This is a genomic window from Paenibacillus sp. UASWS1643 (assembly GCF_008693195.1).
Classification (GTDB): Bacteria; Bacillota; Bacilli; order Paenibacillales; family Paenibacillaceae; genus Paenibacillus; species Paenibacillus amylolyticus_B.
This window is the reverse complement of sequence record NZ_VXKZ01000115.1, coordinates 1,890,362-1,904,213: the sequence shown is the minus strand read 5'-3', so window position 1 is coordinate 1,904,213 and position 13,852 is coordinate 1,890,362. Positions and strand designations below refer to the sequence as shown.

Sequence of the window (13,852 nt, the reverse complement as noted above, 5' to 3'; positions counted from 1 at the left end):
GGTGTGGGTAAAACGGAGATCGCCCGTCGCCTCGCTAAACTGGTAGGTGCGCCATTTGTGAAAGTGGAAGCTACCAAGTTCACCGAAGTAGGTTACGTTGGCCGTGACGTTGAATCGATGGTGCGTGATCTGATTGAGACATCACTGCGGATGGTGAAGCTGGAGCGGACTGAAAAAGTGAAGGACAAAGCTGAAGAAGCTGCCAATGAACGAATTGTACATATTTTGGCTCCTTCACAGTCCAAGTCCAAGAATCAGCGTAATCCCTTTGAGATGATCTTTGGGAATAATGGCAACAACGTTCAGGAACAGGATGAGCCTGAACCGGATACTGGGGTTGCCGAACGCCGCCGTAAGATCAAGTTTGATTTGTTATCTGGCAAGTTGGAGGATGACATCATTGAAATTGATGTCGAAGACACTGCACCTAACATGATGGACATGTTTGCTGGTCAAGGTAATGATCAGATGGGCATGAACATGCAGGAGATGTTTGGTAGCTTGTTGCCTCGTCGTACGAAAAAACGTAAACTCGCTATTAAAGAAGCGCGTAAAGTGTTGATCCAGGAAGAAGCAGGGAAATTGATCGACATGGACGATGTTACCCAGGAGTCCATTCGCCGGGCGGAGCAGACAGGTATCATTTTCATAGATGAAATTGACAAGGTTGCCAGTCAAGGGCGTGGTAGTGGACCCGATGTATCACGTGAGGGTGTGCAACGTGACATTCTGCCTATCGTAGAGGGCTGTACAGTAATGACGAAGTATGGTCCTGTCAAAACGGATTATATTCTGTTTATGGCAGCTGGCGCATTCCATGTCGCCAAACCCTCTGATCTGATTCCGGAGCTTCAGGGACGCTTCCCAATTCGTGTGGAACTAAGCAGTCTAACACTGGAGGAGTTTGTATCCATTCTGACTGAACCCCAAAATGCACTGACCAAGCAGTATGTTGATCTGTTGCGGACAGAGAATATTGAGATTGAGTTCTCGGATGAGGCCATTCGCGAGATTGCCAAATTGGCTGAATCCGTCAATCAAAATACAGAAAATATAGGCGCTCGTCGATTGCATACGATTCTTGAAAAGCTTTTGGAGGATTTATCTTTTGAGGCACCTGAGCTTACACTGGAACGTATGGTGATTACTCCGGAGTATGTCCGGGAGAAATTAAATGATATTGCGCTTGATCGTGATTTGAGTCAGTATATCCTGTAACATGGAGCTAGCAATGTAGCTGTTAAAACGATGCTATAAATGAACGATATGCACGAGAGTAGAGAACATTTGTGTGATCGACAAAGGGAAGCAATCCTTTAGCGAATCACAAAGGCCCTCATACTTAACGCATATCGTTTATTTTTGTTTCCATCTAAAGGATTTCGATGTTACAACCGATAAAAGATGTGGGGTTGTTGTACGGGATCGACAAAACCTAGGACTTGTGCCGCATGTATACGAAGTTAAAACCTATCGGAGTGATAATTATTCTTCGTTTCAATACCCAACGATTCCCATATAAAAGGATTTTCCTTATTCCAAGTCTGGTCATCGGTTTAGTCGATAGATTGGTAAATGTTGCGTAAATGCGCAAAATGATGAATTGTAGAAAAGTGTGAAGCTACTAATTGTTTTCTTGAAATTAAAATATATAGACCCCGCTTAATTGTTAAGAAAGTGTTGTGTGGGAGAGACAAGTTTTCTTCATTCTTGAAAGATAACTTGTCAATTGATTAATATACAGCTTTGTATGTATACCTATCATATTGTCCATAAACCCTTAGTATAACGGCAAAAAATTCTAACATTATCAACTATGAAATATTCGGAAATATACATAATTACGGGCGTTGTAAGCTCATGTTGAGACTTGAAAGTTTTTTTTTATTTTAAGAATGTTTAAGAACAATAAGGGAGAGTATTAACATACTTTTGTTTTGGGCCCGAACATTTACGAAAAAATTCATAATTTGCAGAAAATACACAAAAAGCCCCGTCTTTCAGAAAAGATAGGGCTTTTTTCTTATTGTAATAAATCCCAAACTCGAAGAAACTTATGTTATACGACAACATCAGAGTTAATTCTACTTAAGTCCTAGAAAACCGTGTAAAGACGAATGTTTTTGTCGAAAAAAACATAAGAATTTTCAAGGGAAAAGATTCTATCTTTTTCCATTACTTCTAAAGAGAGGAGGGGGATTGTGAATCTTTTAAACGATATCAGCTTTAAAAGATTGCAAGGTGCACTCGATGCGTCCAATATCAGACAACGAACGATTGCTGACAACATCGCGAACGCCGATACCCCGTATTTCAAGCGCTCGAACGTTTCTTTTGAAGAAATGTTGCAAGGGCAAATGAATGGAGATATGCCTGTTCTTAAGGGTAAAGTAACTGATGCAAGGCATTTTGTCATAGGTCCTTCCTCTTCCGTGCCAACGCCAGTAGTTAATATGGACCAGTCAACCTCCATGAATAACAACGAAAACAATGTCGATATAGACAGAGAAATGAGTCTTCTGGCGGAGAATCAGTTACGCTATAACGCTTATATTCAGCAAGTGAACGAACAAATTAAAATCATGCGTGTTGGCGTGGAAGGGAGATAACCTAAATTGAACATTAGTAATAGTTTTAGTATCAGTAGCTCAGCTCTGACAGCCCAACGGTTGCGGATGGACGTAATATCTTCCAACATTGCCAACGCAGAGACGACGCGCGCGAGCGTATCTAATGGTGAAGCGGTCCCTTACAAACGTAAAATGGTTGTGCTTGAGCCGAATAAAACGTCATTTGGTACGATGCTGCAAAACCAGATGAGAGGTAGCGGTTCAGGAGATGGCGTAAGAGTAACGGAGATTCGCGAGGATCAGTCACCTTTGAAACCTGTGTATGACCCTTCTCATCCGGATGCCAATGCAGAAGGATATGTATTTATGCCTAATGTGGATATTGCGAAAGAAATGGTCGACATGATTTCTGCCTCGCGTTCCTATGAAGCAAACGTAACAGCACTGAATTCAACCAAAGCGATGATCTCCAAAGCTTTGGAGATTGGAAGATAATCTGCTTTGAGATGAAAATAAGAAAAATACAAACCAGGGATGAAGGGGAGGGACATTAATGATTCAGAACAACATGTTTAGCACACAGGGAATACAACCGCTACAGATGAAGAGTGCAACCGAAAGTAAGCCTTCTACACCAGCCGAAACCATTCAGAGCTTCGGTACATACTTACAGAATGCATTAGGGTCCGTTGCAGCACAGGAGGCTCAATCGCATGAAATGTCAAATCAATTTTTGGTCGGCAAAGCGAATGTGGATCAGGTGATGATTGCTTCAGAACAGGCCTTGTTAAGCCTACAACTCACAACTCAAGTCCGAAACAAAGTGGTCGAAGCATACCAGGAAGTTATGCGAACGCAGTTATAAAATAACCTACTTGCGCTTCGATAATAGCGCTGATCATTACAACAAAGCAGCTGCGATGCTGCTCCTGATCGTCAACCTATGAAACGGCTAGGGTTGAGTAAGGACAGACTAAGCAAAGTTTCGGATGGGGTGACAGAGTGAATGAGAGAATCGCCCAGTACAGGGATAAGGCATCCCAGTATTGGAATAGTTTTAGCAAAAAACAAAAAGTATTATTTATATCCACCTTCCTGTTTCTGATTTTGGCTGCAGTTGTACTCACGATGCAATTGTCAAAAACGGAATATGAAGTTGCTTTTACAGATTTGAATGCAAGTGATTCAGCAGGCGTGATCAGTTATCTCGATTCATCTAGCATTCCATACAAATTAAGTTCAGATGGCAAGACCATATCAGTACCGAGTACAAGTGTTGCAATTGCAAAGGTGAATGTTGGATCTCAAGGGATTATTCAGAATGGTTCATTAGGGTATAAGTCATTCGAGGAGTCATCATCCCCCATCGGGATGACGGATAAAGAGTTTGATGTAAAGTACAACAACGCTATAAACGGAGAAGTTGAACAGTTACTTCAGCGGATGCAAGGGATACAGGATGCCAAAGTACTCGTTAATATGCCGAAAGATAACATCTTTGCTGGTTTAGAAGAACAAGACAAAGCATCAGCATCGGTAGCTCTCCAATTCAAACCGGGTTATCACCCCAATCAGTCAGCGGTAGATGGCTACTTTAACTTGGTTAAGACTGCAATTCCTAATCTGCCTGTTGAAAACATCACAATTACGAACACAGATGAAGCAGAATTGATTCCAACTGCCCGAGGTGGCAGTGGCGGGTTGTCTTCCGAAGTTCAAGAGAACATGGCATTACAGAAAAAGTTTGAAAACGATGTCCGTAATAACGTAAAGCAATTCCTTTCCCAGATTGTAGGCGAAGACAAAGTTAATGTTTTGGTAGCCTCCAAGCTTAATTTTGACAAAGAAACACGTAAGGAAAATCTGGTCACACCTGTTGATGTAGATAATATGAAAGGCATCGAAATCAGTGTGCAGGAGATTCAAAAGAGCTACACTGGCGCAAGCAACCCAACAGGTGGTGTTGCTGGCACAGGACAAGAGGAAGTTCCGGGTTACCCATCATCTGATGCAACCGGTAACTCTACCTCCGAAGAATCATCCAGCACTATAAACTACGATGTTAATCGAATCGCCAAGGATATCATTTCTAGTCCGTATACTGTAAAAGACTTAACCATTAACGTTGCAGTTGAACCACCGAATGGAGAAACAGAATTACAGGGACCGGTTCAGGACGCAATTGAGAACATTTTGGTTAACATTGTTCGTGCTTCACTGGCAGACTCAGGCACTGTAATAAGTGACGCCGATCTGACAAAGAAAGTTTCAGTCATGTCACAAGGATTCCAGACTGCCTCTGCAGACAATACAGGTTTCCAGCTTTCCTCAACGATGATGTGGGGTGGAGGCGCACTCATAGCGGCATTGATCGCAGCGGTAGTTATTTTGTTAGTACGCCGTCGCCGCAAACAAAACGAAGTCGAAGAAGAAGAGATTCCTCTTCCAATAGCAACAGAGTTCCCGTCCATTACGCTGGACAGTGTAACGAACGAAAGTCAGGTGCGCAAACAATTGGAGAGTTTGGCCAAGAAAAAGCCAGACGAATTCGTCAATCTGCTGCGTACATGGCTGGCTGACGAATAGAGGTGAACGCATTGGCGAAGGCAAGCAGTCAAGGTTTGACTGGCAGACAAAAAGCAGCAATTTTGTTGATTACATTAGGTCCGGAAGTATCAGCTCAGATCTTCAAACATCTGCGTGATGAGGAGATTGAGCAACTTACGTTGGAGATTGCCAACGTTCGCAAGGTTGATTCTTCCGAAAAGGACATGATCATGGCCGAGTTTCACCAGATCTGTCTGGCGCAGGAATATATCTCACAGGGCGGTATCAATTACGCCAGAGAAATCCTGGAGAAAGCTCTGGGTTCATCAAAAGCACTTGAAGTCATTAACCGTTTGACAGCTACGCTGCAAGTCAGACCATTTGACTTTGCGCGCAAAGCAGATCCGAACCAGATTTTGAACTTTATTCAGAATGAAAGCCCGCAAACGATTGCCCTGGTTCTGTCTTACCTCCAATTCGAACAAGCTGCGGCGATTCTATCATCCTTGCCGCAAGAGAAACAGGCAGATGTCGCTCGCCGGGTGGCTGTTATGGATAGTACTTCGCCGGAAGTCATCTCTCAAGTGGAGCGGGTTCTGGAACAGAAACTATCTTCTACCGTAACGCAGGATTACACGAATGCGGGTGGTATCGAATCGATCGTTCAGATTCTGAACGGGGTCGATCGGGGTACAGAACGTACCATTTTGGACTCGCTCGAGATTCAGGATCCGGAGCTTGCAGAGGAAATCAAAAAACGCATGTTTGTATTCGAAGATATCGTCAATGTGGATGATCGATCGATTCAGCGCATTATTCGGGATATCGACAACGCAGATTTGCAGCTGGCACTCAAAGTGGCAAGCGAAGAAGTTCGGGATGCCGTGTTCCGGAATATGTCGAAACGGATGTCCGAGACATTCAAAGAAGAGATGGAGTTCATGGGACCTGTGCGATTGCGTGATGTTGAGGAAGCTCAGACACGTATCGTAGGAACGATACGCAGATTGGAAGAAGCCGGTGAGATCATTATCGCACGCGGTGGAGGAGATGATATCATTGTCTAATTTGATTAAGTCTTTCCAGTATGTACCTGTTGATGACCGTAAAAAACTTGAAAATCATCATCATTATGGTGGTGCTGAGGAGTCTGAAACGGAATTATACGGTGATAGTGCTGAAGATTCTGAAGCAGAAACGCTTCAAGCACGCGTGGACGAAGAAACAAAACGTCTTACCGCAGAGATGCTGGAAGATGCCAAGGAGTTTGCAGAAAAGCAAGTACGTGAAGCTTCAGAAGAGGCAGAGCGCATGCTTCAAGAGGCCCGTGAACAGATCGACAGCTGGTGGCAGGAACAACGACAACAGGATGAACATCTCACTGAAGCGCTTCGTTCACAAGGTTTCCAACAGGGTTTTGAAGAAGGCAAAGTACAAGCTGAACTGGATCTCCAGGTGCAGATCGAAAAGATGATGATTGAAGCCCAGGAAGTGCTCAAGGAAGCTTATGTAGCTAAAGATCAGATCATTCAGGAAGCCGAACCGTTCCTCGTGGACCTCGCTTGCGGGATCGCTGAGAAAGTCATTGATAAGCAACTTACCATTGAACCCGATCATACATTGGAACTGATTCGTCAGAGTTTGTCACGTAAACGGGAGCAGGGTTTGATCACACTCTGTGTGGCACCTGATCAGTTTACATTTGTACAGGCAGCTCGTGAAGAATTGTCTCTGTCTATTGACTCTCAGGCAGAATTGCAGATTTTGCCTGATTCAACGGTCAAAGATAAGGGATGTGTCATTCGTTCTTCGTTCGGAAGTGTAGATGCGAGAATTGATACACAACTTGCTGAGATTAAAAAAGAACTGGTCCGCATAGCACTTGAGGATGAGGAGCGAAAAAATCAACATGAAGGTTCTTAGTTCACAGCGATATATGGAACATTTGCGCCAATTCGATCCTGTTCGTATTAACGGCAAAGTTACTCAGGTCATTGGTCTTATGGTGGAGTCAGAAGGGCCAGATGCAAGTATCGGTGACGTATGTTATATCTATCCTGGTAAATCAGCCAAGCCTCTTCAGGCCGAAGTTGTTGGATTTCGAGATAACAAAGTGCTTCTTATGCCACTGGGAGAACTTCAATCCATCGGTCCTGGTTGTGATGTAGTAGGTACAGGTAAACCACTCGGCGTTCAGGTAGGCTCCGAATTGCTAGGTAAAGTGCTGGACGGACTTGGGCAGCCGCTAGACGGCTCCCTTCTCCCATCCAGAATGCCGATGTACTCTACCTCCAATACACCGGTTAATCCAATGGATCGTCCACGTGTACTTGAAACGATGGGTGTTGGTGTAAGAGCTATCGATGGATTGCTGACCGTAGGTAAGGGACAGCGTGTAGGTATTTTTGCCGGCTCTGGTGTTGGTAAGAGTACATTGATGGGCATGATCGCTCGTAATACAGCAGCAGATGTCAATGTCATCGCGCTTGTGGGTGAGCGTGGACGTGAGGTGCGCGACTTTATTGAACGGGATCTGGGGCCGGAAGGACTGGAACGCTCCGTAGTCATTGTTGCAACTTCAGATCAGCCTGCCCTGATTCGGATTAAGGGAGCAGTTATTGCGACCACTATTGCAGAGTATTTCCGAGATCGTGGAATGAACGTGATGCTCATGATGGATTCGGTAACCCGATATGCAATGGCACAAAGGGAAGTTGGTCTGGCCGTGGGTGAACCTCCGGCAATGAGAGGATATACGCCATCGGTTTTTGCAAGTTTGCCCAAACTGCTTGAACGGGCGGGTACAGGACCTACCGGTTCGATTACAGCCTTTTACACCGTTCTGGTCGATGGGGATGACATGAATGAACCAATCGCGGATGCGGTAAGGGGTATTCTGGATGGACACATTGTGTTAAATCGATCCATTGCAAATAAAGGTCATTTTCCAGCGATTGATGTGCTAGCCAGCATAAGTCGTGTTATGAAGGATATTGCTCCGGAAGAGCAGTTGGAAGCCGTTAATAATATGAAACGTTTGATGGCTGTGTACAAAGAATCTGAAGATTTGATCAATATTGGAGCTTACCAGCGGGGATCAAATGCAGCCATAGATGAATCGATAGACCAGATTGATAGTATATGGAACTTTACCAAGCAGAAAGTCGACGAGAAAGTCACTTTAAGTGAAGTACAGGAACGTTTGATTCTTGAATTTGCAAGGAGATGAATGGGTAAACGATGAAATTTCGATATCATTTCCAGAAAGTTGTTGACCTGAAGAGTAATGAAAAAACACAGGCAGAGTGGATGTTATCCACAGCGATCGGTAAACTTCAGACGGAGGAAGAACATCTGATACAACTTCTTAATGATAGAAGTAATCTGATCGGCATTATCCAATCTGCTACGGAAAATACAGCGTCTGTAAACAGTCTGCAGGAGATGCAGCGTTATGTACATCACCTTGACGAGTGCATTTCACGCAAAAACAGTGATGTTAAACATGCTCAGGTCAATGTGCAGCGGAATCAGACGTTTCTAAACGGTAAGATGATTGACGAAAAAGTATGGCTTGGAGCGAGAGACAAGGCCAAAATCAAATTTCAGCAGGAGATGCTCCTCCGGGAACAGAACGATCTGGACGAGATGGCTACTGTACGCTTCGCTGCCAAAGCCGGACGCGCGAATTGATGTGAGCCGGACGCGAAGTTGTCTCGTGAAGGAGGAATGAACGATGGCTGTTAAAGATGATAGCGACATGGAAAAAGAGTCGGGAGGCGGTTGGGAAAAATTTCTGATGATTTCAATCCCGATTGTATTCACCGTAGTACTTCTAGGTGTACTACTTACGCTATTTAATGTAGATATTCGTAATAATTTGTTTGAATTCGCCAATAAGATACCGGTAGTCAAGGAATGGGTACCTGATCCTGTACTGGATCCGGAGAAGGAGAAGCTGGAGAAGAGTGAGCAGCAGGTTGAAAGTGCTGAAGCCACAATCGAAAAGCTGAAATCCCAGGTAACTGCCAAAGAAACAGAGCTCAAGGCTGCACAGGAAGCGACAACAACCGAAGCAAAGAAGGCCACGGATCTTCAGAAGAAATTGGATGATGCGGAAAAAGCGGCTGAAACGGCTACAGCAGCAACGCCAGAGACGGAATCTGATTATCAAAAACAAATCAAAGATTTGGCTAAAATGTATGCTGACATGAGCCCAAGCAAAGCTGCACCGATTTTGCAAAATATGACGAATGAGGAAATGGTATTGTTGTTGAATGCCATGCAGTCATCTGCTCGGACCAAGGTGCTTGAAAAGATGGACCCGAAAACAGCAGCCGATGTCACCATGATGATGAAGGATGCTAAACCGTCCGGAGATCTGGCACTGGATGCGCTGCAATCCAGATTGAAGAAAGAAACCGCAGCAACTTCAACTGCATCCACAACCACAAGCAAAAACCTGGATAAAAACCAGCTTAGTCAAACATTTGCTTCGATGTCTGCTTCAAGTGGTGCCAAGCTATTATTGGAAACATACAAGTTAAGTCCTGACAAAACATTGACCATCCTGAATTCAGTTGATGATGCAACACGTTCTCAATTGCTTGAGAACATGTCTTCAGAGGACTCGGTTGCAACTGCAAAAATTTTGAACAGATTAATGGGTAACAAGTAGATCTGATTACACTGTATAACCGAGAGGAGGTGAAAATAAATGTCGATTGTATATCAAATGGCATCCACAGCATCTGCAAAAGCAACAGGAGCAGGTCAGACAACTGGAGCACAATCCAAAGGTTCAGCTACAGGTGCTAGCGGTGAATTTCTCCAAACTCTTGCACAATCGCTATCTGGAGGAAACACAGAAGGTGATAGTTCAAGCGCTACCGGAAGCTTAACTGCCAATCCGTTGGTGTTTTCTCTTGCTACAAGTGAAGAAGGAGAAGCGGCATCAATCACGGCTATACTGAATTCGTTGTTCACGGACTTGGATTCACTTGACGAAGCTTTGGAAAATGACCCAGCTCTACTTGCAGGTTTGCAAACTCTGATTCAACAGATGTATACACAATTAAGTAATCCTTCAGGTACTAATGCAGAAGGTTCCGACGAGTCTTTGAACGGAGCAGAAAGCGTAAAAACAGTACCCGCAATTGAACTGTCGCAGCATCCGGCAGCAGTACGTTTTGTTCTGCAAGATATGCTTACACAATTAGTAGCCGGAATGAATGATCCAGAGAGTAACGTTGTGAAGAATGCTCCTGAGTTCAAACATTTGTTACAATCTCTGCAGAGTCAGCTTCAAGAGGCTGGAGTGGATACCACTAGCAACAAAGGGTGGACTGAACTGAAATCGATACTGGATACATTGACTGCAGTTAAGGATCAGATTGCACAAGTGACTCCAAGTACTTCGCTTCAAGCATCCAAACAGGATTCTGTCGTACCACAAGTTCTTGTAGCGGCAGTGGCGAATTCTGGAACCCAGGTGAAAGCTGAGGCTGAGACCACGTCTGCTCCAAATGCAGGTGGAGAAGTGGAACACTCAACCATCATTACTGCAGGAGAGCTGTCCTTGCGTTCATCAGGTACAACAGCAGGAAAACCGGCTGAACCTGTAATGCAAACATCACAGTTTGCCAAGGAAATGACACAGTTTGTTGTTAACAAGCTGGATATTGTCCAGCAAAAAGGATTTTCCGAGGCGACCATCTCACTTCGGCCTGAGCATCTAGGTAAATTGGATGTTCAAATTACCTTGCAGAACGGGCAGTTGGTTGCACGGTTTATGACTGAGCATACGATGGCTAAAGACATGCTTGAACAACAAATGACGCAGCTGCGTTCTTCACTTCAAGCCCAGGGGATTCAGGTGGAACGACTTGAGGTTACTCAGAACAGTTCAATCGGATCACAGATGTATCAGGACGGAGGCCGTCAGCCGGGAAGTAACTCTCAGCAACAACGCCGTTCGCGTGAGCGTGAGGAACAATCGGATGATGCTATAGCTACAGCAGGGATTCAAGAAGAATTGCGTAACTGGCGTAGCGAGCAAGTCGAAGGAAACGAATTACAGAGAGATACGTTTAGTGCTAAGGCTTAAACAGAAATGAGGTGAGCAAATGGCTAATGAAATTGTTTCAATGAATAATACCTGGCCGAACTATTCGGCAGCTAATAAAGCAACCACAAGTGCAGCAACAAAAGAATTGGGTAAAGATCAGTTTCTAAAAATCCTGATCACCCAGCTGCAAAATCAAGACCCGATGCAGCCGATGGAGGATAAGGAATTTATCGCTCAAATGGCACAGTTCAGCTCAGTGGAACAACTGGTCAATATTTCTACGCAGCTTAAAACATTGAACCAGTCACTTGGTGCTGTATCCGGTATGATTGGCATGGAGGTAAGTTGGCTTTCTTCTAATAAAGATGATAACGGAACTCTTCGTCAGGGTATTGTAGATTCCATCATTGTAAGAGATGGCGTTCAATACGCAAAAGTGGGCAACGACGAAATTAAGCTGGATGAGATCATTCAGGTGAATTATCCAAAACAGGCAGAAGAGAGTCAAACTCCGGTACAGAACGTTCAGGATGTAACCCCTGAAACGAACGAGAGTCAAGAAGTTGAATCATCCGCTGAAACGGGTGATACGGAAGATAGCGGGAAAACGATATGAGTGATCGCATAACGGTTGGACAATTATACGCAGGCCCGATTACACCGAATATGCTTCAAAGACCCAAAACGGGAGAAGCTTCGGCTATACCCGAAAAACCTTTTGCAAAGGTACTGGAAGATAACCTTCTGAAATTGAGCAATCATGCTGCCAAACGATTGGAACAGCGTGGTATTGAACTCAAGACCGAGCAAATGGAACAGATTGGTTCTGCTTTGGACAAAGCTGCTGCCAAAGGAGCCAAAGAGTCATTGATTTTAATGCAGGATATGGCTTTTATCGTCAATGTCAAAAATCGTACTGTGGTTACAGCTATGGATAGTGAGAGCATGAAGGATAATGTGTTCACTCAGATTGATAGTGCCGTAATCATTTCTTGACCGGCTGGCCCTTCTCGGGAGCCGGAATGCCGCTGACCGACTGATGCGGTAACCAAATGAAGACTGGGAGGATTTTTAAAAATGTTGAAATCAATGTACTCAGGCGTTTCCGGGATGCGGGGTTTCCAAACAAAACTCGACGTAATTGGTAACAATATTGCGAACGTAAACACGGTTGGCTTCAAAGGCAGTCGGGTTATGTTCAAAGATATTATGAGCCAAACTACGGCAGGGGTAACTGCCCCAACTGATGCTCCATCTGGTGGTGTGAATGCAAAGCAAATCGGTTTGGGTGTATCTGTGGGATCTATAGATACATTGCATCTTGCAGGAAGTCCTATGACAACAAACAATCCAACGGACTTGCGTATCAATGGTGACGGGTTCTTCTTAGTTTCCATGGGGGGAGATCAGGAAGTTCCATTTTTGACTCGCGCCGGGGATTTCCATGTAGATGCAGCTCGTAATCTGGTTACATCTGATGGCCTCTTCGTATTAGACAGTGAAGGGGAAGCAATCACTATTGGTGATGATGTTGTTTCATTCACAATCGGACAGAACGGTATGATTAATCAGACAATGGCTGATGGAACAATCGAAGGCGATACTCAAATTGGAATAGGGAAGGTAGTTAACCCTGAAGGATTGGAAAAAATAGGGGGTAACCTATACCGGATGACAGCTAACGCAAATCCTGACGGTACTCTTGATCCTTTAACAGCGAACAGTGCTGAGGACGGAACAGGAGCAATCATTGCTGGACAGCTCGAGATGTCTAACGTGGATCTGACAGGAGAGTTTACTGAGATGATCGTAGCTCAACGTGGATTCCAGGCAAACTCCCGCATCATTACAACGTCGGATGAAATACTTCAAGAAGTTGTTAACCTGAAACGTTAATAACTGATTAATGAATTTTTAAAACGTGGGGGAGCTTGCTCCTCCCACTCTGATCAAGGGGGCTTAGCATGATTTCGGTTACGCGGTTAAATGGTTCTCCCATGTGGTTAAATGCGCTGATGGTTGAAATTGTGGAAGAGACGCCGGATACGTATATTACTCTGGTAACTGGAAAGAGACTCATTGTGCTTGAAAAAGCCGATGACGTTATTTCCAAGATTAAAGATTACAACCGTGAAATCGGGGTTCAGGCAGCCACTATTAAAGTGCAGCAAACGGAGGAATCCTGATGAAAAAAATGATGCCCTGGCTTGCAACAATGTTGCTGGCAATAACACTCATTGTGGTGGTTGTGTTTGTATTTATGCAAGGACAGAACGGGAATAAGGACGACACACATACGGCGTCAGCTGCTGAAGAAAAAAAAATGACTGCGGATGAAATTGTAGAGGTATCGTCAGAGCTTGCACAGATTAAAACGAATCTGGCCGATCCGGATCGTATTATTATGGTTAGTTTTTCTTTCAAGTTATCTGACAAAACAGCCAAAGAAGATTTTGAAAAAATTAAAAGCATTACGGTGAAGCCCATTATTATTCAGGCACTTGCAGATACCAAGGCTGAGGAACTGAGTTCGGCCAAGGGCATGAAACAATTCAATGAGAAATTGACAGGTCTAATTAATGAGGTATTGCCTGAGCCAAAATTGAAAAGCACTAGTTTTTCAGACATTGTTATAGCACCAATGTAATGAACAGAACACGCTGTAGAC

16 protein-coding genes are annotated in these 13,852 nt (G+C 44.2%); all 16 read left to right on the top strand.

The annotated features are described in order from the left end of the window. The coding region (gene hslU / locus FE296_RS32525; RefSeq protein ID WP_150367670.1) for an ATP-dependent protease ATPase subunit HslU at positions 1–1,218 on the top strand (1,218 nt) is incomplete at its 5' end. 983 nt (positions 1,219–2,201) lie between these two features. Beyond that, positions 2,202–2,609: a flagellar basal body rod protein FlgB gene (gene flgB, locus FE296_RS32520; protein WP_076208905.1), complete on the top strand. Its 408-nt coding sequence runs from the start codon at positions 2,202–2,204 to the stop codon at positions 2,607–2,609. A 6-nt stretch (positions 2,610–2,615) separates the two neighbouring features. Beyond that, a complete protein-coding gene (gene flgC, locus FE296_RS32515; RefSeq protein WP_017689191.1) occupies positions 2,616–3,065 on the top strand; it encodes a flagellar basal body rod protein FlgC in 450 nt (149 codons plus the stop codon). Between the two features lie 58 nt (positions 3,066–3,123). Beyond that, on the top strand, positions 3,124–3,435 hold the full coding sequence (fliE, locus tag FE296_RS32510; RefSeq protein WP_017689190.1) for a flagellar hook-basal body complex protein FliE: 312 nt from the start codon (positions 3,124–3,126) through the stop codon (positions 3,433–3,435). Positions 3,436–3,572: 137 nt separating this feature from the next. Then, positions 3,573–5,156, top strand: coding sequence for a flagellar basal-body MS-ring/collar protein FliF (gene fliF / locus FE296_RS32505; RefSeq protein ID WP_124114068.1), 1,584 nt, complete (start codon positions 3,573–3,575; stop codon positions 5,154–5,156). Between the two features lie 11 nt (positions 5,157–5,167). Beyond that, the gene (gene fliG, locus FE296_RS32500; RefSeq protein ID WP_047842476.1) at positions 5,168–6,184 is read left to right on the top strand and encodes a flagellar motor switch protein FliG; all 1,017 of its coding nucleotides are present in this window, start codon (positions 5,168–5,170) and stop codon (positions 6,182–6,184) included. Then, positions 6,177–7,040 (top strand): FliH/SctL family protein, encoded by an 864-nt coding sequence (locus FE296_RS32495; RefSeq protein ID WP_124114069.1) that lies wholly within the window; start codon positions 6,177–6,179, stop codon positions 7,038–7,040. Before fliG ends, FE296_RS32495 begins: the two co-directional genes overlap by 8 nt. After that, positions 7,027–8,346, top strand: coding sequence for a flagellar protein export ATPase FliI (gene fliI, locus FE296_RS32490; protein WP_036609365.1), 1,320 nt, complete (start codon positions 7,027–7,029; stop codon positions 8,344–8,346). Before FE296_RS32495 ends, fliI begins: the two co-directional genes overlap by 14 nt. Before the next feature lie 11 nt (positions 8,347–8,357). Next, a complete protein-coding gene (gene fliJ / locus FE296_RS32485; protein ID WP_091031905.1) occupies positions 8,358–8,810 on the top strand; it encodes a flagellar export protein FliJ in 453 nt (150 codons plus the stop codon). 43 nt (positions 8,811–8,853) lie between these two features. Further along, positions 8,854–9,795, top strand: coding sequence for a MotE family protein (locus FE296_RS32480; RefSeq protein ID WP_150367669.1), 942 nt, complete (start codon positions 8,854–8,856; stop codon positions 9,793–9,795). A 39-nt stretch (positions 9,796–9,834) separates the two neighbouring features. After that, positions 9,835–11,223, top strand: a complete 1,389-nt coding sequence (locus FE296_RS32475) for a flagellar hook-length control protein FliK (RefSeq protein ID WP_124114071.1) — start codon at positions 9,835–9,837, stop codon at positions 11,221–11,223. A gap of 19 nt (positions 11,224–11,242) precedes the next feature. Next, positions 11,243–11,800, top strand: coding sequence for a flagellar hook capping FlgD N-terminal domain-containing protein (locus FE296_RS32470; protein WP_124114072.1), 558 nt, complete (start codon positions 11,243–11,245; stop codon positions 11,798–11,800). After that, entirely contained in the window at positions 11,797–12,180 is a 384-nt protein-coding gene (locus FE296_RS32465; protein ID WP_047842481.1) for a TIGR02530 family flagellar biosynthesis protein, read from the top strand. The genes FE296_RS32470 and FE296_RS32465 overlap by 4 nt, the downstream gene beginning before the upstream one ends. Positions 12,181–12,261: 81 nt before the next feature. Continuing rightward, entirely contained in the window at positions 12,262–13,080 is an 819-nt protein-coding gene (gene flgG / locus FE296_RS32460; protein ID WP_124114073.1) for a flagellar basal body rod protein FlgG, read from the top strand. Positions 13,081–13,148: 68 nt separating this feature from the next. Further along, on the top strand, positions 13,149–13,370 hold the full coding sequence (locus FE296_RS32455) for a flagellar FlbD family protein (RefSeq protein WP_076208897.1): 222 nt from the start codon (positions 13,149–13,151) through the stop codon (positions 13,368–13,370). After that, positions 13,370–13,831: a flagellar basal body-associated FliL family protein gene (locus tag FE296_RS32450; protein ID WP_124114074.1), complete on the top strand. Its 462-nt coding sequence runs from the start codon at positions 13,370–13,372 to the stop codon at positions 13,829–13,831. The genes FE296_RS32455 and FE296_RS32450 overlap by 1 nt, the downstream gene beginning before the upstream one ends. The last annotated feature ends 21 nt before the right edge of the window (positions 13,832–13,852 follow it).

Excerpts from the sequence above, each read along its gene's own strand:
- flgG (WP_124114073.1), top strand. The coding sequence starts at position 12,262 with ATGTTGAAATCAATGTACTCAGGCGTTTCCGGGATGCGGGGTTTCCAA.
- fliJ (WP_091031905.1), top strand. The coding sequence starts at position 8,358 with ATGAAATTTCGATATCATTTCCAGAAAGTTGTTGACCTGAAGAGTAAT.
- FE296_RS32475 (WP_124114071.1), top strand. The coding sequence starts at position 9,835 with ATGTCGATTGTATATCAAATGGCATCCACAGCATCTGCAAAAGCAACA.
- fliE (WP_017689190.1), top strand. The coding sequence starts at position 3,124 with ATGATTCAGAACAACATGTTTAGCACACAGGGAATACAACCGCTACAG.
- fliI (WP_036609365.1), top strand. The coding sequence starts at position 7,027 with ATGAAGGTTCTTAGTTCACAGCGATATATGGAACATTTGCGCCAATTC.
- FE296_RS32470 (WP_124114072.1), top strand. The coding sequence starts at position 11,243 with ATGGCTAATGAAATTGTTTCAATGAATAATACCTGGCCGAACTATTCG.
- FE296_RS32480 (WP_150367669.1), top strand. The coding sequence starts at position 8,854 with ATGGCTGTTAAAGATGATAGCGACATGGAAAAAGAGTCGGGAGGCGGT.
- FE296_RS32455 (WP_076208897.1), top strand. The coding sequence starts at position 13,149 with ATGATTTCGGTTACGCGGTTAAATGGTTCTCCCATGTGGTTAAATGCG.
- FE296_RS32450 (WP_124114074.1), top strand. The coding sequence starts at position 13,370 with ATGAAAAAAATGATGCCCTGGCTTGCAACAATGTTGCTGGCAATAACA.
- FE296_RS32465 (WP_047842481.1), top strand. The coding sequence starts at position 11,797 with ATGAGTGATCGCATAACGGTTGGACAATTATACGCAGGCCCGATTACA.